The organism is Povalibacter sp. (assembly GCF_036520495.1).
In the GTDB taxonomy this organism is placed as follows: Bacteria; Pseudomonadota; Gammaproteobacteria; order Steroidobacterales; family Steroidobacteraceae; genus Steroidobacter.
In genome coordinates, this window is record NZ_DATDJO010000071.1 from 1 (window position 1) to 25,775 (window position 25,775).

The 25,775-nt window shown below is 62.1% G+C and carries 21 protein-coding genes; 14 read left to right on the forward strand and 7 right to left on the reverse strand.

Annotated features, from left to right (window positions below; translation table 11 throughout):
• The 7 genes from groL to VIZ63_RS24695 form a co-directional block, all read left to right on the forward strand.
• The coding region (gene groL, locus VIZ63_RS24665) for a chaperonin GroEL (protein ID WP_331612501.1) at positions 1-1,515 on the forward strand (1,515 nt) is incomplete at its 5' end.
• 150 nt (positions 1,516-1,665) lie between these two features.
• A complete protein-coding gene (locus VIZ63_RS24670) occupies positions 1,666-1,893 on the forward strand; it encodes a PIN domain-containing protein (RefSeq protein WP_331612502.1) in 228 nt (75 codons plus the stop codon).
• A 7-nt stretch (positions 1,894-1,900) separates the two neighbouring features.
• The gene (locus VIZ63_RS24675; protein WP_331612503.1) at positions 1,901-3,364 is read left to right on the forward strand and encodes a Wadjet anti-phage system protein JetA family protein; all 1,464 of its coding nucleotides are present in this window, start codon (positions 1,901-1,903) and stop codon (positions 3,362-3,364) included.
• Positions 3,365-3,408: 44 nt separating this feature from the next.
• On the forward strand, positions 3,409-4,023 hold the full coding sequence (locus VIZ63_RS24680) for a DUF4194 domain-containing protein (protein WP_331612504.1): 615 nt from the start codon (positions 3,409-3,411) through the stop codon (positions 4,021-4,023).
• Positions 4,013-7,663, forward strand: coding sequence for an ATP-binding protein (locus VIZ63_RS24685; RefSeq protein WP_331612505.1), 3,651 nt, complete (start codon positions 4,013-4,015; stop codon positions 7,661-7,663). Before VIZ63_RS24680 ends, VIZ63_RS24685 begins: the two co-directional genes overlap by 11 nt.
• Entirely contained in the window at positions 7,660-8,457 is a 798-nt protein-coding gene (locus VIZ63_RS24690; protein WP_331612506.1) for a hypothetical protein, read from the forward strand. Before VIZ63_RS24685 ends, VIZ63_RS24690 begins: the two co-directional genes overlap by 4 nt.
• 65 nt (positions 8,458-8,522) lie before the next feature.
• Positions 8,523-8,792 carry a hypothetical protein gene (locus tag VIZ63_RS24695; protein WP_331612508.1) on the forward strand — a complete coding sequence of 90 codons (270 nt, stop codon included), beginning with the start codon at positions 8,523-8,525 and terminating at the stop codon, positions 8,790-8,792.
• Between the two features lie 124 nt (positions 8,793-8,916).
• Here the strand turns inward: VIZ63_RS24695 and VIZ63_RS24700 are convergent, their stop codons facing one another.
• Both VIZ63_RS24700 and VIZ63_RS24705 read right to left on the reverse strand, forming a co-directional pair.
• The gene (locus tag VIZ63_RS24700; RefSeq protein WP_331612510.1) at positions 8,917-10,074 is read right to left on the reverse strand and encodes a glycosyltransferase family 4 protein; all 1,158 of its coding nucleotides are present in this window, start codon (positions 10,072-10,074) and stop codon (positions 8,917-8,919) included.
• Between the two features lie 88 nt (positions 10,075-10,162).
• Entirely contained in the window at positions 10,163-10,984 is an 822-nt protein-coding gene (locus VIZ63_RS24705; protein WP_331612511.1) for a 2OG-Fe(II) oxygenase, read from the reverse strand.
• A 1,207-nt stretch (positions 10,985-12,191) separates the two neighbouring features.
• On the opposite strand from VIZ63_RS24705, the gene VIZ63_RS24710 reads away from it, so the two are divergent.
• The 4 genes from VIZ63_RS24710 to VIZ63_RS24725 all read left to right on the forward strand — a co-directional run bounded on the left by VIZ63_RS24710 (position 12,192) and on the right by VIZ63_RS24725 (position 16,603).
• The gene (locus VIZ63_RS24710; RefSeq protein ID WP_331612512.1) at positions 12,192-13,637 is read left to right on the forward strand and encodes an MOP flippase family protein; all 1,446 of its coding nucleotides are present in this window, start codon (positions 12,192-12,194) and stop codon (positions 13,635-13,637) included.
• Positions 13,634-14,521, forward strand: coding sequence for a glycosyltransferase family 2 protein (locus VIZ63_RS24715; protein WP_331612513.1), 888 nt, complete (start codon positions 13,634-13,636; stop codon positions 14,519-14,521). Before VIZ63_RS24710 ends, VIZ63_RS24715 begins: the two co-directional genes overlap by 4 nt.
• 37 nt (positions 14,522-14,558) lie before the next feature.
• Positions 14,559-15,638: a hypothetical protein gene (locus VIZ63_RS24720; RefSeq protein WP_331612515.1), complete on the forward strand. Its 1,080-nt coding sequence runs from the start codon at positions 14,559-14,561 to the stop codon at positions 15,636-15,638.
• A gap of 140 nt (positions 15,639-15,778) precedes the next feature.
• Complete coding sequence (locus tag VIZ63_RS24725; protein WP_331612516.1) at positions 15,779-16,603, forward strand: GTP cyclohydrolase II; 825 nt, start codon at positions 15,779-15,781, stop codon at positions 16,601-16,603.
• Between the two features lie 189 nt (positions 16,604-16,792).
• On the opposite strand, the gene VIZ63_RS24730 is transcribed toward VIZ63_RS24725, so the two are convergent.
• Complete coding sequence (locus VIZ63_RS24730; RefSeq protein ID WP_331612517.1) at positions 16,793-18,550, reverse strand: AMP-binding protein; 1,758 nt, start codon at positions 18,548-18,550, stop codon at positions 16,793-16,795.
• 212 nt (positions 18,551-18,762) lie between these two features.
• Positions 18,763-19,899, reverse strand: a complete 1,137-nt coding sequence (locus tag VIZ63_RS24735) for a zinc-binding dehydrogenase (protein WP_331612518.1) — start codon at positions 19,897-19,899, stop codon at positions 18,763-18,765.
• A 139-nt stretch (positions 19,900-20,038) separates the two neighbouring features.
• Between VIZ63_RS24735 and VIZ63_RS24740 the strand changes: the two genes are divergently transcribed.
• The 3 genes from VIZ63_RS24740 to VIZ63_RS24750 all read left to right on the forward strand — a co-directional run bounded on the left by VIZ63_RS24740 (position 20,039) and on the right by VIZ63_RS24750 (position 21,721).
• On the forward strand, positions 20,039-20,473 hold the full coding sequence (locus tag VIZ63_RS24740; RefSeq protein ID WP_331612519.1) for an NfeD family protein: 435 nt from the start codon (positions 20,039-20,041) through the stop codon (positions 20,471-20,473).
• A gap of 41 nt (positions 20,474-20,514) precedes the next feature.
• Positions 20,515-21,444 (forward strand): stomatin-like protein, encoded by a 930-nt coding sequence (locus VIZ63_RS24745; RefSeq protein ID WP_349261274.1) that lies wholly within the window; start codon positions 20,515-20,517, stop codon positions 21,442-21,444.
• 73 nt (positions 21,445-21,517) lie between these two features.
• Positions 21,518-21,721, forward strand: a complete 204-nt coding sequence (locus VIZ63_RS24750; RefSeq protein WP_331612521.1) for a hypothetical protein — start codon at positions 21,518-21,520, stop codon at positions 21,719-21,721.
• A 106-nt stretch (positions 21,722-21,827) separates the two neighbouring features.
• Here VIZ63_RS24750 and VIZ63_RS24755 read toward each other — a convergent pair whose 3' ends face one another.
• The 3 genes from VIZ63_RS24755 to VIZ63_RS24765 all read right to left on the reverse strand — a co-directional run bounded on the left by VIZ63_RS24755 (position 21,828) and on the right by VIZ63_RS24765 (position 25,769).
• A complete protein-coding gene (locus VIZ63_RS24755) occupies positions 21,828-23,267 on the reverse strand; it encodes a VWA domain-containing protein (RefSeq protein WP_331612522.1) in 1,440 nt (479 codons plus the stop codon).
• A gap of 44 nt (positions 23,268-23,311) precedes the next feature.
• Positions 23,312-24,259 (reverse strand): MoxR family ATPase, encoded by a 948-nt coding sequence (locus tag VIZ63_RS24760; RefSeq protein WP_331612523.1) that lies wholly within the window; start codon positions 24,257-24,259, stop codon positions 23,312-23,314.
• 70 nt (positions 24,260-24,329) lie between these two features.
• The gene (locus VIZ63_RS24765) at positions 24,330-25,769 is read right to left on the reverse strand and encodes a mannitol dehydrogenase family protein (protein WP_331612524.1); all 1,440 of its coding nucleotides are present in this window, start codon (positions 25,767-25,769) and stop codon (positions 24,330-24,332) included.
• Positions 25,770-25,775 lie beyond the last annotated feature (6 nt).

A 25,775-nucleotide genomic window follows, 5' to 3' on the forward strand; every position in this document is an offset into this window, starting at 1 on the left:
TTCGGCGCCCCCACCGTCACGAAGGACGGTGTGTCGGTTGCGAAGGAAATCGAGCTCAAGGACAAGTTCGAGAACATGGGCGCGCAGATGGTGAAGGAAGTCGCTTCCAACACGTCTGACGAAGCCGGCGACGGTACGACCACCGCCACCGTGCTCGCCCAGGCCATCGTCCGCGAAGGTCTGAAGGCTGTCGCCGCTGGCGCCAACCCGATGGACCTGAAGCGCGGCATCGACGCCGGCGTTATCGCCGCTGTCGAAGAGCTGAAGAAGCTCTCCAAGCCCTGCAAGGATCAGAAGGCCATCGCGCAGGTCGGCACGATCTCCGCGAACTCCGACGAATCGATCGGCAAGACGATTGCCGATGCGATGGAAAAGGTCGGCAAGGCTGGCGTAATCACCGTTGAAGAAGGTTCGGGCCTGCAGAACGAACTCGACGTCGTCGAGGGCATGCAGTTCGATCGCGGCTACCTCTCGCCGTACTTCATCAACAACCAGCAGGCGCAGACTTCGGAGCACGAGAGCCCGTACATCCTGCTGTACGAGAAGAAGATCTCCAACGTCCGCGAAATGCTGCCGCTGCTGGAAGGCATCGCGAAGGCCGGCCGTCCGCTGCTGATCATCGCTGAAGACGTCGAAGGCGAAGCCCTGGCGACGCTGGTCGTCAACACGATCCGCGGCATCGTCAAGGTTGCTGCCGTCAAGGCTCCTGGCTTCGGCGATCGCCGCAAGGCCATGCTGCAGGACATCGCGACCCTTACTGGCGGCACCGTGATCTCCGAGGAAGTCGGCCTGTCGCTCGAAAAGGCCACGCTGAACGACCTCGGCGAAGCCAAGAAGATCGTCGTCGAGAAGGAAAACACCACCATCATCGATGGCAAGGGCAAGAGCTCTGACATCAAGGCCCGCATCGAGCAGATCAACCAGCAGATCAAGGACGCGACGTCCGACTACGACAAGGAAAAGCTGCAGGAGCGCGTTGCGAAGCTCTCCGGCGGTGTGGCCGTGATCAAGGTCGGCGCTGCGACCGAAATCGAAATGAAGGAAAAGAAGGCCCGCGTCGAAGACGCGCTGCACGCAACCCGTGCCGCCGTTGAAGAAGGCGTGGTTCCTGGCGGTGGCGTTGCCCTGATCCGCGCTCAGAAGGCTGTCGAGAAGCTCGAAGGCCGGAACGAAGATCAGCAGTTCGGCATCCGCATCCTGTCGCGCTCGATCGAAGAGCCGCTGCGCCAGATCGTCACGAACGCCGGCGAAGACGCCGCTGTCGTGCTGGCGAAGGTGAAGGAAGGCAAGGGCACGTACGGCTACAACGCTGCGACCGGCAACTACGGCGACATGCTCGAGCTCGGCATCCTGGATCCGACCAAGGTCACGCGTCTGGCGCTGCAGAATGCAGCATCCGTCGCCGGCCTGCTCCTGACGACCGAGGTGATGATCGCCGAGGCTCCGAAGGATGAAAGTGACCACGCTCACGGCGCCCCGGGCGGCATGGGTGGCATGGGTGGAATGGACATGTAAATCGGGCCAACTGGCTTGCTGGCTGACTGATGGTCAGCTGGCCAGAACCGGACCAGAGCAGGAAGCTCCAGAAAGCCCCGCGCATGCGGGGCTTTCTTTTTTTATGGGAGCGCCTCGACCGCTTATTGGCGGTCTGCTACGGTCATACACTTGGAAGAGCTGTCCATCGTGCTGGATCCGGATTTGCGACGACTGACCCGCGCGGCGGCCATTCTGTATGCGCGCTGCCGCTGGCAGTCCTTCACGCCCCGCAGTGCCAACGATTGTCTCGTCGCTGCCTGCGCGACCAGATTCGAATTGCTGCTGCTGCATCGCGATCGGGATTTCGAGCGCATGGCTGTGCTTGAGCCTGCATTGACGTCGCTGCGGCTGGGTTGACGCACCTATGGAGGCATTCTTCACCGCCGAGCGCCTGCATTTCTTTCGGCCGCTCACTGGCAAGTACCGCGAACAGGTGATGGCGTGCCTGCGTGCGCTATACGCGCGGCTGTATAGCTCGCTGGCCGACTACAGTCGTGTCATTCATCGCGACCTGGTGCTGGAAGTATTCCAGGAGGCCATCACCCAGGCTCCCGTGCTCGATGCGTCTGAAGACGACACCGCGCTGCCGACGCGCACCGAGCGGGAACAGGCGAACTGGATGCTGAACCTGTTGCTCGAGTACGGCTGGGTCGAAAGACAGGTAGACGAGGTCACGCTGACGAGCACGTACGCCTTTTCGCGTATCGGCCGTTTGTTCGCGCAGCCGATGCACGAACTCGAAGCGGGGAGATTCCGAACGCGCCATCGCAATACGCGCAATACCTGCAACGCGTTGCGTTCCTTTCTCGAAAAGCATGAAGCGCACGACCTGCTCGATGCCTACGAATACTCCGAGCGCATCGTCGCGGATTTCTCCGACGTGATTGCCGAACTGGAAGAGCGCAAGCGCCAGCTCATCCGCGATGTCGAGGCGCAGCAGCTGGTGCAACACGCCAGCGCCGAGTTCTTCGAGTTCATGGAGAAGCGCTTCATGCCCGACCTTGCGGTGCGATTCTCGGAGGACAGCGTCGTCAAGTATCGCGATGAGCTCGACGGGCTGCTGCGCCGGGCGCGTGCGCAGCGCAAGGAGACCAAGCGGGCGGTGGAGCTGGAGTTGCGACGCGTCGCGCCGGAATTGATCGAGAGCGAGCGTCGTTCGGTGTATGTAATGCTCCTCGAGCAGATCGAGGCGCGATTGCACAGTGCCGCCGATGTCATGCTGCCCGCGCTGCGTAATGCGTTGCACGGCTTCACGCGCCGCGCCGACATCCTGCTGCGGCAACTCAGTTTCTCGGAAGGCACCCAGCACGATCTGCTCGATGCCTTCGATGCGCTCTCGAAGCTCGATCCCGGACAGCAGGATCAGCGCTTCAGTGCGGCCGCAGATCATCTCGCCGTGCTGGAAGCCGGCTTCGTCGATCCGGATCATCTCAAACTGTACAATGTCGATCGTCGGCGCACGGTCGATACGCGCGTCGAAATCGTCGTCGAGGACGACCCGCAGGTTCGTCGCCGCCTGTTCGTCGAACAGGCGCTAGAGCGTGCCTTTGCCATCAACAACCGGCAGATGTACGACTATCTCGTCGGTGCGCTCGCCGGCGGGCACGAGATCCGCACCGCCACGCTGCCAATGCGCGATGCACGCGAATTGCTCTATGCCGCGCACATCATCGAACTTGGTTCGGCCTCCTGGTCCGGGCTGGGCTATCGTTTCGAGGTCGCCGACACGGGCAATCGCCTGCGCAACGATTACTACGATTCCTTCGACGAGTTCGTGATCCGGGTCATCGAACAGCCGTCCAACGCCTTGCAGGTCGCCGCGCAATGAGTCATCTGGACGATTATCTCGAACGACGGCTGGAGCCGGGCTCGGTGTCGCTCGACGAGTTTCGCGAGTTGCTGATCCGGCTCATGAACTTCGGCGTGGTGCTGCGCGACGAATCGCAGGTGGCGCGCGACGCTTACGACCGCTTCGTGCGGGTGGAGGAACTGGCGCGGGAGGTGCTGTCGCTCTATGGCATCGAAGTGCACCACGACCGGCGCTTCGAGTACATCCGCCTCTATCCGCCCGGCAGCCGCACGCCCGGCATGGAGCACGCGGAGGAACAGGCGTTCGGCGGCAGTTTGCGGGCACGGCTGTCGCAGCATGAAGTGGCCTTGATCCTGGTGCTGCGTGCGCAGTACGACAAGGCGATCCGCGAAGGCAAGCTCGACGAACGCGGCTACGCGACCGAACCGCTCGAGGCCGTCAGCCTGGCCATGAAGAACTGGTTGAATCGCAGCCTGCCGGAACGGGCGGTGGAGCGCCGGTCCGTGTTCAGGAGGCTTCGGCAGCTCAAGCTGCTCGACTACCGCGACGAGGACGATCTCGACCAGGCCGAGGCATGGGTGCGCATTCATCCCATGATCGTCGACTTCGTCAGCAGCGACACCATCGCCGCATTGAATCCGGCCGTGCAGGCAACGGAGGCCGGGCATGTTTCTTAAGCGCCTCGTCCTGGTGAACTGGGGCAACATTCCGAACGGCGAGTTCGAGATGGGGCCGGTGAATCTGCTCTCGGGCGCCAATGGTTCCGGCAAGACCACGGCGGCCGATGCCGTGCAGACGATCATGACGGCGGCACACGAGAACCTGTTCCACTACAACCCGGGGCAGGAGGAAAGCACCCAGCGCGGACGCGGCGGCAAGCGCGTGCGTACGCTGGCCTCGTACGTTCTCGGCTGCGACGACGGCAGCTATGCCCGCATCCAGCCGACCGATGGCTATATCGCCGCCGTGTTTCACCCGACGACCGGGGAGAGCGCTGAGGCCTTCACGGCGGTCATCGCAGTGCGCGCCTGGCTCGATCGCACCGGCAAGCAGCCGCTCGCGCGCGAAGACGAAATCCGTTTCTTCATCGTCAAGGATGCCGAGCTGTCGATCGGCACCTTTCTGCACGGACGTGCCGGTGCCCAGCAGGTCGTGCTGCTGGACGAGATCGACAAGACGCTGATCAAGCGCCATGGAAAATCGGCACTGGAATCCTATGACCAGAAACGCACCTACCTGCGTCGCCTCTACGGTGCGCTGCGTGGCAAGCGCGATTCAGTGTCCGAACGCGAAGCGATGGCGGCAGCGCGTGCCTTCTCACGGTTCATGGCTTACAAGCCCGTCAGCAGCATCACGCAATTCGTCGCGGACGAAGTGCTGGAACGCAAGGATCTGGGCGATGCGGTGCGTTCCGTGTCGAGCCAGCTGAAAACCATCCACTCGATGGAGCGCGAGGCCCAGTCATTCAAGGACAGCGTTGCATTGCTCGGGCAGGCGGGACACCAGGCACAGGCTTACATCGATGCATGGGTGGAGCGGATCACGCTCGACTACGCGGCGGCCCAGTCCGTGTACCTGCTGCGGCAGGACCAGTACCTCAAGACGCGCAACGATCGCGATGCCGTGGTTCGTCGGCTGACGGACAACGCCGAAGAGCTGAGAGCGACGGAGCAGCGTCGCGAACAGCTGCACGGCGCCGTCGTGATGCTGGAGGCGCAGCGCCAGACCATTGAACCGTTGCGCCAGAAGGATCGACTGGCGCAGGACCAGAAATCGCTGGAAGTCGCGCTGACCGACGCGGCACGTGAACTGCTCCGGCAGGATCGACAGCTGCAGCAGAGCCAGCGGGCCGTGCGCGCGCTGGAAGGATTGCTCGGTTCGAAATCATTGATGAGCGAGTTGCCGGATCTCACCGATATGCAGGTGCGTCACCTCGTCACACAGGCGAGGGCCAATGAGAAGGCCGGAGATATCGATCTGCCCGGGCTGCTGCAACGTGATCTCACCGGCGATCTGGCCATGCTGGAGCGCCACCTGGAAATCGCACGCGGCGCGCAGCAGACCTACAACGAACTGACCGACTACTGGCGACTGGCGTCCGCAGGCGAATCGAACCGTCGTGATCGGCTCGCGGCAGCCCTGCACGATCGTCGCCAGACCCACGAGCAGATCTCGCAGCGACGCCAGCAGAAACTGTCCGAGGTCGAACGCCTGGAAGCCAGGCAGAACGTCTATCCCCCGTACGTCGAGCGCGCGCTGGCGGCAATCCGCGGCCAGTATCCGACGGCCGATGCGCGCGTGCTGTGCGATCACATCGACGTGACCGACGAGCGCTGGCAGTCCGCCATCGAGGGTTACCTGGGCGGAGCGCGCTTCAGCATCATCGTGGATGAGGCATTCGAGGCTGATGCAATCCGGCTGGTGCGTGCGATGAGCGGCCGCGATAATCGCGCCCGCGTCCTGCAAGGCGCCAAGGCGCTGCGTGACGCCTCCCGCTCGAAGCCCGCGGCCGAATCCATCCTGCATGTCATGAGGTTCACGCACAAAGTGGCGGAGGCATTCATGACCGCGACGTATGGAAGCGTGGTGCGGGTCGATTCCGCCGAGGAGCTGCGCCATACGCCGCGCGGGGTCACTGCCGACGGCATGGGTTCGGGCAACTACGCCATGTTCCGTTGCGACATTCCGGACGCCGATCTGGTGTTTGGCGCCGCTGCCCGAGAGCGCGCGCTGCGTGCCCGCCGCGTGGAGCTGCAGGAACTCGATACCTCGCGCCAGGCTGCCAATCTGCGGCTGCAGGAGACCACCCGGTTCTTCGAGGCAGTCGAGCAGTTGCAGCCGCTCGCGTACGCCGACACGATCGCGGAACTGCTGGCGGTGCATCGCGATATCCGCTCCGTGCAGATGCTGTTGTCGCAGCTCGATGTGACCGCGTGGCAGTCGCTCGATGCTCAGCTCGCGCAGTTGCGCGAGGAAGAGAAGGGACTATGGCGGCGCATCGGCGAGATCCATAAACACAGCGGCGAACTCGAGCACGAACAGCAGTTGCTGGGTCGACGGATTGACACGCTCTCAGAACAGAAGGACGCCGCGCAGGACGACCTTGCCGAAGCCGAGGAACAGTTGCGCACGCTGCACGCCGGCTGGCCGGAATTCGATCTCGATGCCCGTCTGCGCTATGCCGACCAGGAGGCGAGGTCATTGGATGAGTCGAAGAGCGTCGCCGCCCGCGAGGAGATCGAGGCACGGCTGCGGCAGTTCGAGCGCGCCCTGGATTCGACCATCCAGCAGCACAACCAGAAGTGCCGGCCCTCCGATGTTCTCGTGTACGGCGTCTATGCCGGTGCTTACGACACCGCGTTGTTCCGTACCATTGGTGAGCTGCGGCGCGAGATCGACCGCATCTACAACGTGCTCCGGAACAACGTGCTGGTGGAGAAGCACGAGAACCTGAAGCAGCTGAAAAGCAGCTTCAACGAGGCCTTCGTTGCGCACCTGTGCCAGGAAATCCACCAGGCCATCGTCGACGGCAAGCGTCAGCTGGAGCTGTTGAACAAGGAACTGGTGAATCACCGCTTCGGTTCGGATCGCGAGCAGTTCCGGTTCGAAGCCGAATGGGTGCCCGAGTATCGTGACTACGCCAATTTCTTCGCGGAGGTCATGCGTACGCCCGGCAATGCAGAAGGCCGGACCCTCTTCGATGCGAAACTGCCGGCGAAAGCCGAAGCGGTACGCGACAGCATCATGTCGCTGCTGCTCGGCGCCGATGAACAGAAGTCGCTGCGCGAGTTGGAACGCATCGCTGACTACCGTAACTACTATCGCTACGAGATCTACAAGGACGTCGAGGGCAAGACGCCGATCGCGCTGTCGGAGTACGGTACCGGCAGCGGCGGCCAGCTCGAAACGCCGGCCTACATCATTCGCGCGGCGAGCATTACGTCGGCCCTGCGCTATGCCGAAGGCGTCAATCACCTGCGCATGGTGCTCGTGGATGAGGCTTTCTCGAAGATGGACGAGACGCGTTCGCGCGAGGTCATCGCCTACCTGACGGGCACGCTCGGGTTGCAGCTGCTGTTCATCATGCCCACCAGCAAGTGCGGTCCGTTCATGGATCTCATCAGCAACGAGTTCGTGTTCGCGAAAATACCGAGCCCGGCGCGCGGCGAGTTGCACACGCGGGTGCTCGTGGACCGCAAGCAATGCAACCAGGAACGCATCAAGGTGCTCTGGGCGCAGCACCGGCGTACCGTGCAGCAGCAAGCCGAGATGGATTTCATGGATGACATCGAGGCGGCGACCTCCGAGTCGCGATGACCGGCGAGCGCCCCGTCTGGCTGAACGATGAGCCGGAGCTGGCGGCACTGCTCAACGCTGTGCTGGACCGTTTCGATCACCAGGCGGGCGAATCGCGCCAGAAGGCCATTGTGCTGCCGCTCGCAAGGCACCTGAAATCGCTGGCGCGCGCAGACACTGCAGCAGATCAGTCATGGGCGCTGCTGCAGGATCTGCAAAACCTTGGCGTCCTGTCCATCCGGCAGGCGCGACGCAGTACCTACGACCCGGAATGGCAGGAAGCAAAAGTCGCCTTCGCGCCGGACGCCGAGGAAACGCTGCGGCGATGGCTGGGCAGGGCGCCCGCCGAGCCCGTAATGCAGGTCTGGCGTCGCGCAGTTGCAATGCATGCGCATGCGTTTGCGAACAGCGGCGATGCATTGGCGCAGCAACGCATCGTCCTCGACGGTCGCACCGCACAGGAGGTGGTGGCCGCGCTGGCACGCATCGGGGACGTCAGGGGTGCGGCCACGTTACGGCAACTGAGCGCGTTTGCGTTCTGGGGCGACTCCAAAGCCCTGGATGGGCGTGGCGAACTCATCGCCGCGCTGTTTCCCCGGCTGGAAGTGCGCGAACGCACCATCGTCGTCGCGGTGTTTCTTCCAGTGATGAGCAGGGGTGTGCTGTTCATCGAGAATCAGGATACCTACACGGCAGCAACGCGAGGACTACCTGCCGACCTGCGTGAGTTCGTGCTCGTGTACGCGTCCGGATTCCGCAGTGCCGCGTCGCGTATACGCAGTCGGACAGGCGCACTGCTGCATTACGCAGGTTAAGAACGGGCCTCGTCGCAACACCTCTTTGAGCGTTGGTGGTTCGATGACAGTGCCGCGACGGGGCCGTGCTGTTTCTGGGGCGTCTGGATTTCTCCGGCATGCAGATCCTGAAGGCCCTGCGCGCCCGATTCGGCGATGTGACCGCGTGGCGGCCAGGTTACGAACCAATGCTGGCAGCGTTGGGCACGACCGGTGGCTATCGCGACCGGTCCGATGAGGTGGTGGGACAGATGGACCCCGGCATTACGGGCTGTGGATATGCGGACCAGGTACTGCTGCCGGCGATACGAGAACACGGGCGCATCGACCAGGAGCAGTGGTTGCCGGGTCGCTGAAGGTGGGGCGCTGGGCGCAGTCGCCCTTCCTGTGTCGACGAACGTCGCCGGCGAAGTTGCGCCGATGCTCACGCTGATGGCGGCGTCAGCTGCGCGCCGGCATGCAGGTTAAATCCAATACCAATCATCCTTCCTCAGGCACGGTTGCGTGGCGCGTCGATGAGGCCTGATCGAATCGCGGGTCGGCAATGATGCGACGCAGGCCTTCAATGAAACTGGTATTGGAGTATTCCCGAAGGATCTTCTGGCGGCCTTGTGTAGCGAACTGGCGACGCAATGCCGGATTCAGGAACAGCTGCCTCAATGCGCTGGCAACGTCTTCCGGACTGTCGGGTGAGACAGCAAAACCGTTGACGCCATTATCCACGACTTCGACTGACGCATCGACGTTGCCGCAGACAATGGGCAGGCCGAAGCGCCAGGCCTCCAGAAACACGATGCCAAAACCCTCTTTGGAAGAAGGCAGGAGGAAAACATCGGCTGAGTGGTAAAGCGCCGCGAGATCGGCATCAGGTACACGTCCCAGGAATTCCACATGTGAAGTGAGCTGCAGCTCGCGCGCGAGGGCTTCGTGCCGCATTCGAAGTTCTCCATCACCGACGATGCGATGCTTGAGTCGAGGAAACTCTTTCCTGAGCAGGTCAATAGCCCGGAGCGAAACAGGTATTCCTTTGGGCATGTCATGCCGGTCCATTCGTGCCACAGTCAGCACGATTGGGTGATCTGCTACGACGTCAGAAGCAGCGTATGGTTCTGCAAGGATCTCATCGCTGACATCCTGCGCGTTTGGCAACAGATGGATGCGAGGCCATCGAAGCCCGAACGATGCGATCATCCTGGCGACAGTGAACCGGCTGACTGAGATGACGTCGTCGACGAACGAATTCATCAGACTGCGGTAGGCCAGCCGCAAAATTCGCGAGCCTTGCGCGCCCCAGGCTTCGATACCGTGGACAAACAGCAAGTAACGGCTGCCGAAGAAAATGAACCGCGCCGGCCATACCGCTTTCTGGATACGCAGGTGGGCGACCCAGACGCTGGTGACCCGGCGCGTCAGATGCCGGTGTATCAACAGCTGCAGCAGTTTGAAGCGACTTCCTGAGGCGGAGGAGACCTCTACCTGCTCCGGCAGGGCCAGATCGGTCTCAATTCCATTCAGCGCCAGTACTTCGAATTCGCAACCTTCTTCCGCTGCCAGCATGGCCAGGCCTCGCAGCGCCCGCAGATCGAATCTCTGGATACCGCCGATACCGCCGATACGTTCGTGCACGAGGTGCAGCATGAGCGGTCGCTTGCGACGGCGCGATGTCATGGTATCCGGCACGCCGAAAGCGCGCGGTTGCGGTCACTCGAGGACCCATCGATCGCTCTCATGGGTTGGGCTTTCCCTTGATCAAGCGCCGGACCGAACTCAATACGATGGGTGGGGTGATCTGCTCGAGGGCCTGCCGCAGCAGCGACTTTTTCTTGCGATAGAACTGTGGCGCAAAGCGAGACGTATGCGGTGTGATTTTGTCACCTTTACCGATATCGACGGTATGGTAGTAGAGCAGAAACGAACGCCTGGCTCGATCATCGGGACATGCGAGCGGGTGCGGTACGCCGTGATAATTCGGGTGGGCCACTTCGAAGATGATCGTCCGATTGAACTCCGGTTCGACGGATACCTCGCAGCGGCTGCCTTCGTGATTCCAGAGTTCGAGCTGTCCGTTGTATTCCGGACGCCAGTCTTTGTTCAGGAACACGATCGTAGCCAGGCGGCGGGTGAGTCCGGTGTCATAAGCAATATTGCGGTCGGAGTGAACCTTGAAGTAATCGCCCCGCTTCATCATGGCGTGTCCCCCGCCCTGCAGGTAGGGATCGGGCAGGAGCTGCCAGATGCCCGTGATCTCAGAAAGCAGGTACAGGAAGCCAGCGGAGTGCATGAGAGCCACCAGGTCACGCCCTGACCCGACATCGAGCGCCGACCGCATCCGTTTCGTTCGCTCCAGGCCTTCCTGTTCAATGGTTTCCCACTGTTCCGGATACCCCGATACCAGTCCTTCGAGTAGCGCTGGATCGAACAGATCGTCGATGACGATGTGGGGAAAGGGGCGTGCAGCAGTATACGCGTGACGCAGGCTCTCGAAATCCGTCGGCACACGTACGGCACTGCCGAAATGCTCTTGCAATGCCCGCGCAGCCGCATTCATTTGCTTTCCTTTCCTCCAAACCTGCATTGTCCAGCCGCATTTTTCTTATGCTTTCTTGCAGCAAGAGCCGTGCCCACACACTACCAAGCTGCTGAACGCATCGTATATGTCCAGGGGTCCACTCGGCGGAGACTCTTTGAGCGCCCTCGCTGCAATGCGGCTTGTTCCGGGATCGCAACATTGCGGACAGCGATGAGTCCGGCCTTGTCATGAAACGACGTCGGTCTTGCCGGCGCAATCAGTCTGTTTGATGCGATATCGCGGTGGAAATCCTGCTGTCTGCGTGGCGGTGTCGATGACCGCCGCCATGTAGAGGCGATATGACCTATTGTTCGCAGCGCGCGCATCCGGCCCCAGGCATGCAGCACGTCATCACGGCAGATACCTGCGAAGCGTGGCTTCGATCCACGCTTTCCTGTCGTACGGCCGCAGACCCAGCCAGCCGATCCCGGCGAGTCCCGGTTTCCGCCTGTGATGGGTACTTGGGGAAGAACACCGAGCCCAGCAGGATATGGCGTGCAGCAAGAGGTTCAGCGGGCTTGGGGGACTGCACGGGTGCTGCCATGTCGAGGTGGCTGCCTGGCCAGGAAGGTCTCGACCACCAGCCGGTTGGTAAACAGCCCGATCATGTACGCTGGAATCATCCCGCTGCGGGGAATCCCGCTACCAGATCGATATCGCGTGGCAGCGATACAACCGCGCGCGAATATCTGCCGATAACTTACCGATCGAAACATACCCGAACATTCAGTCAGTCCATCCGTTGCGATGGCCGACACGTCGAGTTCCCCACAGATGCGAGTTCCCCGAAGATGCCCGCTGCGACCGCAGATCCGTTCCGGTTATTGCCCTGTCGCATTGCACCGACGATGTCGTTGGTGCACGCGCAGTGCCTATCGTCCCTCCATGGATCCGGAACCAATGTGCGGAGGCAGGGGTTTGTTCCCTCGAGTCACAGCGGGCTGAGTCACAGCGGCGCGAATAAAGAGAATTCCTTGGTCAAACTCCGCCGGCAACGAATTTGCAGCGTCATACGTGCCCTGAACCCGCGCGCTGTTCGCCCCTTGCTTTCCGATATCAACCGCCATGACGACCAGCCTTGTGAGAACCGTTCCAGTGTATGTGCTGTTCGCGGGTTTGCGCTGCCTGGGTCGGGGACGGTGGCCGGGCTGAACGGCCTTCGGTCGGGCGCTTTGCGATAAGCGCCGTGTCAGCAGTCAACAATGCGCGCTGGATCGCTGCTGCGCAGGCAGCAAAAATTGCGCTGCAATTCATCAGTGTCGCCGTTCTTGCGCGGCTGCTCACACCCGACGATTATGGTCTGATCGCAATGGTCTGGGTCGTCGGCAACCTCGCCACCCTGTTGCGCGATATGGGCACGGCGGCGGCCATCGTGCAGGAGCCCAATCTAACCGACGAAACGACGAATGCGGTCTACTGGTTCAACGTGGTCGTCGGTGCGACGCTTTGTGTCGGTCTCATTGCGCTCTCGTATCCCATCGCCGGGCTGTTTCGTACCGATGCTGTCATGCCCCTGCTGTACACGCTGGCGCCCACGTTTTTTATCAGCAGCCTGGGCTCTGTGCATCGCGCCTTGCTCGAACGAAAATCGGCTTTTCGCGTGGTGGCGGCCGTCGAGGTCACGACGTCGATCTTTGGTCTGATCGTGACAATCGGTGCCGCGTGGGCCGGTGCCGGTGCCATGAGTTTCGTCTGGGGCATGCTGAGCATGTCTGCTGTGTCCACAGCGGCATTCTGGAATCGCGCGCGCTGGATGCCGAGTCGGATAGCGGGGAGCAGCCGGTTCGGCGCAGTACTGCGCTTCAGTGGCCATCTGTCCGCGTTCAACCTGATCAACTACTTCGCGCGCAATGCCGATGCCATGGTGATCGGCCGGTACTTGGGCGCAGCTTCCCTGGGTATCTACTCCACCGCGTACAAGGTCATGCTGTTCCCACTGCAGAACATGACCTTCGTGGCCAACCGTGCCCTGTTTCCCGTGATGTGCCGGTTCGAGTCGACAGCCGAAATGCGCTCGCTGTACCTCAAGTCGGTGTCAGTGATCGTCATGCTCACCGCGCCCCTCATGATGGGTGTCTTTGTGCTGCGTGAGCCGTTCATTCATGTATTCCTCGGTGCCAGGTGGCATGCAGCGGCTGATGTGCTGATATGGCTGGCACCGGTAGGTTTCGTGCAGTCCATCGTAAGTACGACGGGCACTGTGTCGATGGTTCGCGGCAGAACCGACCAGCTGATGGTCGTCGGCCTGTTCGTTGCAGCGCTGCAGGTGGCTTCCTTCTTCATCGGAGTGCAGTGGGGAGTGCTTGGTGTCGCGGCTGCTTATCTGGTCGCCAATCTGCTGGGCGCCATTCCGTCGTTGTGGGTGGCGTTGCGGCTGCTCGATGCGGAATTCTCCGATCTGCTGCGTGAGATCTGGTCTGCCTGTCTGTGCGCGCTCCTCATGGGATTCGGTGTCTGGGCGATGGGGAAGTGGGTGTTGCCGGAATCGTTTTCGGAGATCCTGCAGCTGCTGGCCGGCATTGCCGTCGGTGTGTCGATCTATGGGTCGCTCATGCTGGTCCTGTTTCCCGCCAGGGTCCGCCTGGCATTCACGCTGGTGCCGACGATTCGCCTGCGTGGGGCAAAGCCATGAACATCGTGTCGGACGGAATCCTGGTCTCGGTGTACATGCCGACGAAGGACCGGCGCGAGCTGGTGCAGGCGGCAGTCGACTCCGTGCTGGCGCAGACCCATCGCCCCATCGAACTGATCGTCGTCGACGATGGTTCGACGGATGCCACGCGCGCCTACCTCGATGAACTTGCAGCGACGCACGATTTCGTGCGCGTCATCCATCACGACCAGGCGATGGGCGCGCCACGTTCACGCAACGAAGCCATTCGCCTGGCGCGCGGCGAATGGATCACGGGACTCGACGATGATGATGAGTTCGAGCCGCAGCGCATCGAAGCATTGCTGCATTTCGCGCTGCTGCTGGAGCGCATGGGGATCGCCTTCTCGGCGGTCTACTCGCAGTACAACACCGTGCGCGACGGCAAAGTGGTTCCGACGGCCAAGCGCGGCAGCGTCGGTCTCGACGACCTGTTCATCGGCAACCACGTCGGCAACCAGATCTTTGCCCGCAAACAGGTGTTCATCGACGCCGGACTGTTCGATGAATCGTTACCGGCCTGGCAGGACCTCGATCTGATCATGCGCGTGGTGCAGACGTGCGGTCCGGCCCGCATTTTCGATGCGCCGCTCTACCGTTTTCAGGACGATGAGCGTGACGATCGGATCTCGCGCAAGCTGAAGACGCGAATCCTCGATGCTTATCGGCACGTGGTCGCGAAATACCCGCAGGCGAGCCCCGCAGCGAAGCGTGCGCTCTACTGCCAGGTTTTCGGTAATCACTATGGTTTTCCGGTCGAATGGTCGGATTTCAGGTTCTATGTGGCTCTCGGCGCCTCACCGCTTGAGATGGCGCGCCTGCTGCTCACCGGCTGGCGTCGACGGCGTGCGCGGGCCAGGCGCTGATCTGCAATTCGTCCACTCCTTTTCGCGGAATGCACTGATGCACTGGTTAAGGGAAAAAGCACATCGCAGCCCCTGGGTGGCGGGCATATTCGACCTGGCGCGCGAGCGGCGGCGAGCACGTCACTTCAGCGACCATCTGCAGGCGAGCATTGGCCTGGCGCTGCGCTGGCGTCAGCGCGGGGAAGTCGTCGCCAGCCTGTGCGGCCAGTTGCGCGAACTGCGGGCCGTACCCCTGCCGCCGCCCAGCAAGGGATCGCCGTCGCGGGCCGCGATTCGCGGCTCTGATCTCGCGTTGCTGGATGCAGCGTGTCGGGAGGGTTCTGTCACGATCAGCATCGACGAATTGCGGGCCGCTGCTCGCGTGGCATCGATGGAGCCGGCGAACCTGCAGGCATTCCGGTTGTTCCTGGCGGCGTTCTGGCTGCACCATGAGCCCCTGCTCGAATCGTTGCGCCAGGCGTCCGGCAAGCGCGTGATAGTTCATATGAGCTGTGCGCCACGGCTCGATCGTGCGGATCGGAGCATTGCCAGCTTTGCGTCCCATCCGTTGCCGAATACCAGTCATCTGAAACTGATTGGCAACGGCAGCCGCACGTTCGATGCGACTACGGGATTGCTGTCGGTCGCTGCCGCTGACAGCTACGAATCCCTGCCACAGAAAATGTTTCAGGGACTCGCCCTGGTGGTCATGGCCTGCGATCCCGACTGCGTCCTGAAGCTGGATGACGATCATCGCCTGAAAAATGCTGCCGAACTTGTGCGCCTGTTCGACTTCGCTGCCTCATCGCGCGAGCCGATGCAGCTGGGGCTCGTGAACCGGGCGCCGATTCCTTCCGGGCATCATCGTGCGTGGCATTTCGGCAAGTGCGCCAATCCCGATCTCAACGAACGGATTCTTGCCGTGCCCGCGCCTTTGTATTGGGCCGCCGGCTCGGCCGGTTACATGCTCAACCGTCCAGCGCTCTGGCGCGTTCTGTGGGCCTCGCTCTATTACGATCAATGGCTGGACGGGATCCTGTACGAGGATCTTGCCCTCGCGGAAACCGCCGGCAAGACGGGCATACGCCTGGTCAATGCGCCGCTGGACCTGGCGATCGGCGCAGTGTCGGACTACTGAAGAGAATTGATAGTTGACAATTGACAGTTGACCGCGCCGGAAGTGGAGCATCTTCCCCATAGGGGCTGGCTTTGACCGGCTGCGAAGCGACAACGCATCCGGCTCTGGCCGGACAGAGGGCAAAGTCTTATCGTAGAACCATGTTTGCCTACATCGATCCCACGATTCGAGCCCGCCTTGTCGAGGCGGGCAAATTGCTCCGTATCAACGCCCTCGGCGAACCGCTCGATGCGAATGCACCGCCTGCCGAAGGACAGGTGGCACTGAACGTGCTCGGTCCGGTGCCCTTGCCGATCCATATCGGCGGCGAGCCCCGGACGTTCCAGTGGCATGCCTTCGTGCGGCACACAGAACTCGCCGAAGCCAACCTCATGGCCGACGCATTGCGTCGCCGCGGCGAACCGCAACTGTTCTCGCTGCTGTCGAAGAGCATGACGGTGAACAGTGCGCTGGTGCTCGGTGATCTGCGTGCGGCAGCGAATCCACTGGTGCGCGTGCACTCCTGCTGCCTGACCGGCGATGTCTTCGGTTCGGCCCGTTGCGAATGCGGCCCGCAGCTGGAACTCGCCTTCAAGCGCATCGAAGCGGAAGGCGTGGGCGCTGTCATTTACATGAGCGGACACGAGGGCCGTGGCATCGGCTTGTGGGCCAAGGCGGTCACCTACATGCTTCAGGACGCCGGCGAGGACACGTACCAGGCCAATCGCTCACTGGGTCTGCCGGACGACAGCCGCGATTTCAGCGATGCGGCATCGATCCTGCTGCATCTGCGCGGCGATCAACCGATCCGGCTGTTGAGCAACAATCCGAAGAAGCATGCCGACCTGCGTGCGGGTGGCCTGCATCATCTGCAAGCCGAGAAACACGTGACCGGCGTGGGCGCAGCGAACCGGCGCTACCTGAGCGCGAAACGCGGCTGGGGGCACATCATCGATCCGTCGGAGATCGACGAGGGGACGGAATAGCCGAAGAGAAGGCGGGTACAAAAAGGCAGGTACACAAAGGAGCACAAAAACGCAGATCACAAAAGAGCACAAAAAAAGACGGGTTAGCAACGCATTCGACGACACTCGATTCTATTTTTCCTTAGGTTCTTTTTGGTGCTCTTCTGTGTTCCCGTCTGTGCTCCTTGTGTACCTGTCTTCCCCCCGTGATCACTTCTCCGCAGGAAGAATCATTCCCGGAGCGATGGGTTCGGCATAGAGCTTCGCAACATCCGCGACGCGACGCTCCATGACTCGTCGCTGATTGATCGAGCGCTTGTCCGTGATTTCGCCGGCTTCGGCGCAGGGTGGATCGATGAGCACCAGCATGCGAGCGATGGTGCTGGCGGTTCCCTGGCGGGCGGCATTGAATGCCGCGAGCTGCAGCGCCAGCGCGCCGCGGACTTTGTCATCCACTGGCACCGTCGTCCAGATCAGCGCTCCCAGCCACGATTGATTCGGTGCGCAGATCACCGCGTCGGCGACGTAGGGCTGCAGCGCTGCAACGAGATCCCGTCGGACCAGGCTTGCCTGCACCCAGGTGCCCGACAGCAACTTGAAGTCTTCGGCGAGTCGCCCGGCGTATTCGAGTCCTTCGATCGGCTGCTCTGCATCGACCCAGCGGACGGCGTCGCCCGTGCGAAAGAATCCTTCCTCGTCGAACGCCGCGGCGTTCAGCTCGGGTGCGCGATGATACGCAGGCAGAACGTGCGGACCCTTGATCCGCAGTTCCATGCGATCGTCGTTCGTGGGCACGAGCTTCACGACGGCGCCGGGTTGCGGCAATCCGACGAGGCCCGTGCGATTCGTATTCCAGTAGACCCCCACGCCGGTCGCGGCAGTTTCGGTCATGCCCCAGCCCGTGCCGAAGGGCAGGCGCTCTCCCAGTTCCTGCACGGCGAGTCGTTGCATCCGTTCCCACAAAGGCTGCGGCAACAATGCGCCGCCGTAAGAGAGCCAGCGCAGATTGCTGAAAAATTTCTGTCGCAGGTCCGCGTCTTTCTCCAGTGCTTCAGCGAGCATTCCGTAGACCCCCGGCACGCAGCCGAAACCCGTTGGCCGGATGTCGCGCAGGTTCTCGATGGTCGCAGCGAATTGCCCGGGTGCGGGTCGACCGTTGTCGATGTACAGCGTGCCCGCGACGGCGAGAATGCCGTTGAACTGAGCGTTGCCGCCGAAGGTGTGATGCCAGGGCAGCCAATCGACCAGTGTGTGAATCCGGTCGGTGCGGAACGGCTCGCTGACCAGCCGCACCATCTGCGCGCCGGCGGCAAGATTGCCATGTGTGTTGATGACGCCCTTCGGTCGGCCGGTCGACCCCGAGGTGAGCAGAATCTTGGCGACGGTGTCACGAGTGATGCGCGACCGTCGTTCCTGCAACGCACCTTCATCGACTTCACGCAGCAGTTCGACGAACTGCTCGCCCGTCAGCGTGAGTCGACCCGGTGCTGACGCATGGCTGAGCGCGGCGGCATAGCGCGATCCGTCCTGTGCATACACGAGCCCCGGTTCGATGAGTTCGAGTGCATAACCGAGACGCGCCAGATCGTTGCCGAAAGAATAGGTCGGGGACACCGGGACGGCGGCTGCGCCCGCGCGCAGCGTGCCCAGCATCAGCAAGGCGTGCTCGATACTGTTCTCGGAAAGGATCATCACGGGCGGGCCATCAGGTCCGAAGCCGTGACGCATCAGCCAGGTGGCGATGGCGCCGGTGTCGTGCCATGCCTGTGCGTACGTGATCGTGCGCCAGCCACCGCTGCCATCGCGCTCGGCGAGGAACGGTGTATCGGGCCGGATATCCTGCGCGCGTTGCAGGAGATCGATGAGGCTCAATCCTTCCTGGTAGGGGTGTCCGCAACGCAGGTAGGTCGCGCCGTCCTTGCCGCGTTCGATTTCGAGGTTGCGCTCAGGGCGATCCAATGCCCGCATGGGGACGTCGTCGAGATGCGGCGTGCGGACCTTCGCGTCTGAGTCTGCGCGCGGGCCGACTCGGTCATTGACGTGCGGCATCGACCGTCCCCTGACAGGTCGCTGAGGATTGCCCTAAGCCTACCGCGCCCGTTTCCGCCGCGGGCAGGTGTGTGGACGAAAATTAACCTGACGCGGCTTCCGTCGCACCCGCCGACTGCTGCGCAGCACGGTCAACGCGATGGATTGATCAGGTACTTCTCGCCCGTGCTGAACTTGCTGTAGGCAGCGATGATCTCAGGCTGCAATGCTTCGGCCAGCGAGATCTCCCTGGAGTAGTGACTCGCGAACGTGGTCTTGAGTTCGGCTACGACGCGTTCGCGCAGCTTCTGTACTTCGGCCTGACCGATCTTCTGCAGGAACGGAGTCAGCAGCCAACCGCCGACGCTCCAGGCCATGCCGAAGTTGCGGGTCAGTTCCGTGGGAGCCGGATCGAGCATGCCGTAGATATAGACCTGCTTGTGTGTGGTCGAACCGTAGCGGCTGTACTCCTTCATCCTGGCTACAGCGGCCATTTCCATGCACGACAGAATCTGCCCCGCCAGTTTGCCGCCGCCGATGGCGTCGAACGCGAGCGTCGCGCCCGTCGTCGTCAGCGCCTGCGTGAGATCATCCATGAAGGCAGGTGACGCGGAATTGCAGACGTGGGTTGCCCCCAGTTCACGCAGCACGGATTCCTGCTCCGCCTTGCGAACGATGTTGACGAGCTGCACCCCGTCCTCGAGGCAGATACGATTCAGCATCTGACCGAGATTCGACGCCGCGGCTGTATGAACGAGCGCCGTATGTCCTTCCCGCCGCATGACTTCGACCATGCTGAGCGCCGTCAGCGGATTCACGAAGCAGGACGCGCCTTCGGCGGGGCGCGTGCCTTGCGGCAGCGGCAGGCACTGCTGGACCTTGAGCGTGCGGTACTGCGAATACATCGCGCCGCCAAGCATCGCAACCGTCCTGCCCAGCAACGCCTGCGCGGCGGCGGACGAACCCGCCTGCACGACCACACCCGCACCCTCGTTGCCGACCGGCATGGATTCGTCGAGGCGAGCGCTCAAGCCGCGCAGCAGCTTCCCGGGGATCTGCGCAGTGACGACAGGTTCAGCAGCGATACCGGAGGCGCGCAGAGTGTTCATGTCCGCAGGACCGATCAGCAGTCCGAGATCTGACGGATTGAGCGGCGCCGCTTCGACGCGTACGACGACTTCGTCAGGACCTGGCTCCGGCGTTGGCACTCGCTGCAATGAAATCTGCAGTTCGCCAGAGCGAGTGATCAGGGAACGCAGCTGCAGACCCGTGTGCGCATCGGTGCTCATGGCTCGCCTTTGAAGTGAGTTGCGGGGCGCTGAGTATAGTCCGCCGGCAGAGCGTCGCGATTTACCGGTATGACGGCAAATACTCGGGGGCTTTTCTGTATGCTGGTGACTGCTGTGCAGGATAAGGGGGAAGATCCATATGCCTTGGTGGGCCTGGCTTGTGGTCGGTATCGGTCTGCTGGGTGTCGAGATGTTCGTCATCGACGCACAGTTCTACCTCGTGTTCCTGGGCGCATCCGCCACCATCGTCGGTCTGCTGGGTCTCGCGGGCGTCACTACGCCAGACTGGGCGCAATGGCTGATTTTCTCGGCCCTGTCGGTCGTCACCATGCTGGCCTTCCGTCGCCGGCTCTATGAACTCGTCCGCATGCGTGGCGGCCATGTCGAAGAGCGCCTCACGGTGGGTGACCACGTGTTGGTGCCGGTGCGGCTCGAGCCAGGTCAGACCTGTCGCGTCGATTATCGCGGCTCCTCCTGGACCGCACGCAACACAGACACTCAAGTGATCGAGGCAGGCCGCGAAGCGGCCATCGCGCAGGTCGACGGCCTGACGTTGAACATTCGCGCCTCGTGACCGGATTCGTATTGCAACGGCAATAAACAGTAGCGGGAGAAATGATGGAAACGATGTATGTAGTTCTGGTGATAGCGGTGCTGGCCGTCATCCTGCTCGCCAAGACGGCCAAGGTCGTGCCGCAGCAGGCCGCGTATGTCGTGGAGAATCTCGGCCGCTACAGCCGCACGCTGCAGGCCGGATTCCATATCCTCGTGCCCTTCGTCGAACGCGTGGCCTACCGCCACAATCTCAAGGAAGAGGCCATCGACATCCCCGAGCAGATCTGTATCACCAAGGACAACGTCCAGGTCGGCGTCGATGGCGTGCTGTACCTGCAGGTGCTGGACGCATCGAAGGCGTCGTACGGCATCACCAATTATCGCTTCGCCATCATCCAGCTGGCTCAGACCACGCTGCGCAGCGAGATCGGCAAGATCGATCTGGATCGCACGTTCGAAGCGCGCGGCACGATCAATGCGAATGTGGTCAGCGAACTCGACCACGCATCGGCGTCGTGGGGCGTGAAGGTGCTGCGCTACGAGATCAAGAACATCAATCCGCCGAAAGACGTGCTGCATGCGATGGAAAAGCAGATGCGCGCCGAGCGCGAGAAGCGGGCTGTCGTGCTGACGTCGGAAGGCGAGCGCGATGCCAAGATCAATCAGGCGGAAGGCGAGAAGCAGCGCGTCATCAAGGAATCCGAAGCGAACAAGCAGTTGCAGATCAACCAGGCACAGGGTCAGGCAGAAGCGATTCTGTCGGTCGCCACGGCCACCGCCGAAGGCCTGCGCCGCGTCGGCGAAGCGTTGAGCGGTCGCGGCGGCATGGAAGCGATGCAGCTGCGCGTCGCCGAAGAGTACGTCAAGCAGTTCGGCAAGCTGGCGAACGAAGCCTCGAGCACCCTGATCGTGCCCGCCAACCTGAGCGACATCTCGTCGATGATCGCAATGGCGACGAGCGTCGTTAAGCAGCAGAGCAAGACTGCATAAGGCAGAAGTTTCATTCGTCATTCCCGCGCAGGCGGGAATCCACTCTTGATCAGTCCAGCCCCGGAGACATGCCATGGAATGGCAGCCTGCGGTTTACATCCTCGCGAACAAACGTAACGTCGTGCATGTTCTCGTCTACTACGAGATCCACTCGGATATGTACGAAGCGATCACTCGCGAAAAGCAGATCAAAAAGTGGAATCGCGAATGGAAAATTCGATTGATCGAGAAAGAGAATCCCGACTGGGCAGACCTATATCTGACGATCCACCGGTAGTGCGGGTGCATGGACCCCCGCCTGCGCGGGGATGACATTCATATGTCCTGTCGTCTGCGACCGGAGGGGAATCCCGCTGGGTACAGGCGGGGATTCACTCGTCGTATCAGGAGGTCGCCCGCAGCAATCTGCTGATCACCCGCTCGAGTTGCGCCAGCGTCCCGCATTCCTCCACCTGGTGGCAGTACGGTGCCAGGTGGCGCATCTCCGAGTCGCCGGTGTTCCATAGCGTTCGCGATTCAGGGTTCAGCCAGATCACCCGCCGGCTGCGATCGTGGATTTCCTTGAGGAGATCGCCGCGCGCGTCGGCGTTGTTGTTGCGGGCATCGCCCAGCACGATGACGGTCGAGCGCTTGTCGATCTCGTCGAGACAGAGACGGCGGAAGTCGACGAATGCCTGGGCATAGTCGGTCGAGCCACCGCCGAACTGCTGCATCGTCAGAGCGATAGCCTCGTCCATCTCGTGGTCGGCAAAGAAACCGGAGACTTCGCCGAGTCCGGACGAGAAAGCAAAGGAACGCACCCGCGGCAGGATCTCGTCGAGGCTGTACAGGAACATCAGCATGAAGGCGGCATAGTTCGCGACGGAACCGCTGACATCGCAGATCGCGAATACCTTGGCCCGGTCGACCTTCTGCGATTTCCAGTGCAGGTCGAAGATGGCATCGTCGTATTTCATGTTCCGGCGCAAGGTACGCGGGACATGCAGCTGGCCACGCTTGAAGACTTTGCGGCGACGCGAATAAGCGGACACCAGCCGCCTGGCCATCTTCCGCACCAGTTCGCGCACGGCTTTCTGGTGATTGCTGTCGATGCGGCCCATGCGCACGTTGCGCAACAGGTCGCCGCGCAGGCGCTTGCCCGTCACATCCGCATGCAGCAGGAACTGGCGTTCCACATAGTCACGTACCTGTTCGCGCAGCCAGTCGCGCCGTCGGGTCAGTTCCTGTGCCAAGCGCAGCGGCGGGATCGCGTGCGTCGCTTCGAGATCCTGGATTTCCTGGATCAGGTCCTGCTGGTCCATCGCATCCAGGATGCGCCAGGTGTACACGCCTTTCTGCGTGAAGAATTCGATCTGTTGCACATTCGCCTGTGCCCCGGCGGCATTGATGGCCATGTCGATCTCCATCGCGTTGCCGCGCATGAGCAGCTGACCCAGTGCAGATTGAGCAGCTGGTAGATCGATCGAAGCGGATGCCTCGTTGCGCTGCGCTGATTGCCCCGACGCGCCAGTCTGAGCGGCGCCGCCCTGTCCGGGTTGATTCGCGTTGCCGGACTGCTCGCTTCGAGCGTCGTCCGTCTGCGACTCATCGGAATCGAGCGGCCTGCTTTGTCGATACGCAAAGAACTGATCGAACGTGGCGTCGAAGATCGCCTTCTCGGCCACCGTCTTCGGCAGGGACAGACTCAGTCCGGTCTTGAGCAGTGCACGATCCTCGTAGCCGATCAGTTGCACCGTGTGCAACGCATCGAGCGTTTCCGCCGTCGACACCCGCACGTCGGCATTGCGCAGGGCGCGGATGAAGCTGGTGAGGAGGAGGTCCATGAAGAAGGTGCCAGGGCAGAAGGAGATCCTTTTCCGGCTAGAACCTAGGACCTGGCACCCAGGGCCTTCTCCGTCAGCCCCCGCAGTTCCGGCTGCACGGCGTCGATGTCTTCCTGGTACTTAAGAATCACGTTCAATGTGTTCTTGACGAGTTCGGGATCGAGTCGATCTGCGTGCAGCAGCAGGAGCGTGCGGGCCCAGTCGATGGTTTCGCTGATCGACGGCACCTTCTTGAGATCCAGATCGCGCAGCGCGTGGATGAAGCTCACCAGCTGCGTCTGCAGTTGTGCTGGCATCTCCGGCACGCGGGCATGAATGATGCGTTGCTCGAGGCCGATATCCGGGAAGGGAATGTACAGGTGCAGGCAGCGGCGCTTGAGTGCGTCGGAAATCTCACGCGTGTTGTTGCTGGTCAGGAAGACGAGCGGCGGTTCGTTCGTGGCTTTCACGGTGCCGATTTCAGGAATCGAGACCTGGTAGTCCGAGAGGATTTCAAGCAGCAGCGATTCGAACTCGTGGTCCGACTTGTCGACTTCGTCGATGAGCAGCACGCAGCCGTTCTCGGAGCGCAGGGCCTTGAGCAGGGGCCGGGCTTCGAGGAATTCCTCGGAAAAGAAAATGTCGCCGAACTCATGCAGGCGGCGCACCGATTCCGCAAAGCCGCGCGCGCCCTGCAGCACTTCATCGAGCGTCTGCTTCAGTACCTGCGTGTAGAGCAGCTGCTTGCCGTACTTCCATTCATACAGCGCCTTGGCTTCGTCGAGACCCTCGTAGCACTGCAGCCGAATGAGCGGCAGCTCGAACATCGCGGCCGTGGTTTTCGCCAGTTCGGTCTTGCCGACGCCGGGCGGGCCTTCGATGAGTACCGGCTTGCGCAGGTGATATGCCAGATAGACCGCCGTCGCGATCTGTTCGGAGCAGATGTACTGGTGCGTCTCCAGCGCCCGCTGGAGTGAGGCAACGGAAGCCGCGATCTGTGGAATGTCAGCCATGATTCATACCGCGCCGCGGAAGGACCAGGAGCGGGCGCGACGCATCATAGGCCGGCCCCGGCCTCGTTCGTCAAACGGCGGTCGACGGCGATAGCAGGCGCTGGTAGGCGGATTCGAGTGCGCGTCGCAATGCGGGTGTAGCGGCCGCGACAGGCGGGATGACGGCTTCGAGCCCGAGAAATACGCCGACATCGTGTTGAGCATTATCGCGGCAGGCCCGCCCAAGCGCTGCGAGCCGGGTGGATTCAGGATCGACGATCTCGATGCCGGCCCGCGCCTGACGCACGACGAAACGCATCCAGGCGGCGATCGGTATCGCCAGTCGCTCCAGTGGTCGGCCGGCCTGAATCGCATCGACAATCGTGCCGAGCAGGCGGACCGGCAATTTCTTCGAGCCGTCCCATGCAATCTGCGACAGCAGGTGACGGATGCCCGGATTGCGAAAGCGCTCCAGCACCGCGTCGATGTAGGCGGATACATCGAGATCCGGCGTCGTGCCGAGACTCGCGGCGATGTCCTCACGCATGAGCGTCTCGACGAACGTCGCCAGCGCCACATCGTTCATCGCATCGAGGACCGTCGCATGGCCTCGCAGCAAACCTGCATATGCAAGTGTCGAATGCGCGCCGTTGAGCAGCCGCAGTTTGGCGCGATCGTAAACGCTGACGTCCTTTGCCAGCGTGACGCCGACGCTCGCCCAGTCCGCGGCATGCATCCCCGGAAGATCTTCGATGACCCATTGTTTGAATGCTTCGCGCTGGATGGGCCACGCGTCTTCGACACCCGTTGCGTCGGCGACGCGCGTGCGCAGCGCGTCATCGGTCGCCGGTGTGATGCTGTCGACCATCGTGCGTGGGAACGATACTTCGTTCTCGATCCAGCGCGCGAGGTCGGGGTCGAGATGCTGCGAAAAGTCGACGACGGCACGCCGCAACGTGGCGCCGTTGTTCGGCAGGTTGTCGCAGCAGACGACTGTGAACGGCGTGATGCCGGTATCGCGACGCAGTCGCAATGCCTGACTCAGCGTTCCCACCAGACTCCGCGGCTGCTGCGGCGTCCGCCAGTCGTGCGCGATATCCGGATGAGTGTCATCGAGATTGCCGGCGCCATTCAGGCAGTAACCTTTTTCCGTGACCGTCATGGTGACGAACTGCGTGGCGGAGGCCGCGAGCCGCTCGAAGACGGCCGGATGATTCTGCGACGCCACCAACACTTCGCGAATCGCGCCGATCACGCGATAGCGCGGGTCCACGCTCAGCTCGTTGAGGATGTAGAGCCCGTTCTGCGGTGTCAGCGCATCGCGAACGCCAGCGCTTTTCAGGGCAACGGCAGTGATGGCCCAGCGTGGATCCCGATGCAGCAGTGCGTCGACATAGGCGGCCTGATGTGCGCGGAAGAATGCGCCCGGGCCGATGTGCACGATGCCGCAGCTGGTCGCGGCCCGGTCGTAGCCGGGCAGGGCCGCGGCTTTTACCGTGTGAAGCGAGGCATCGCTGAGACGGGGTGTCATGGTGAA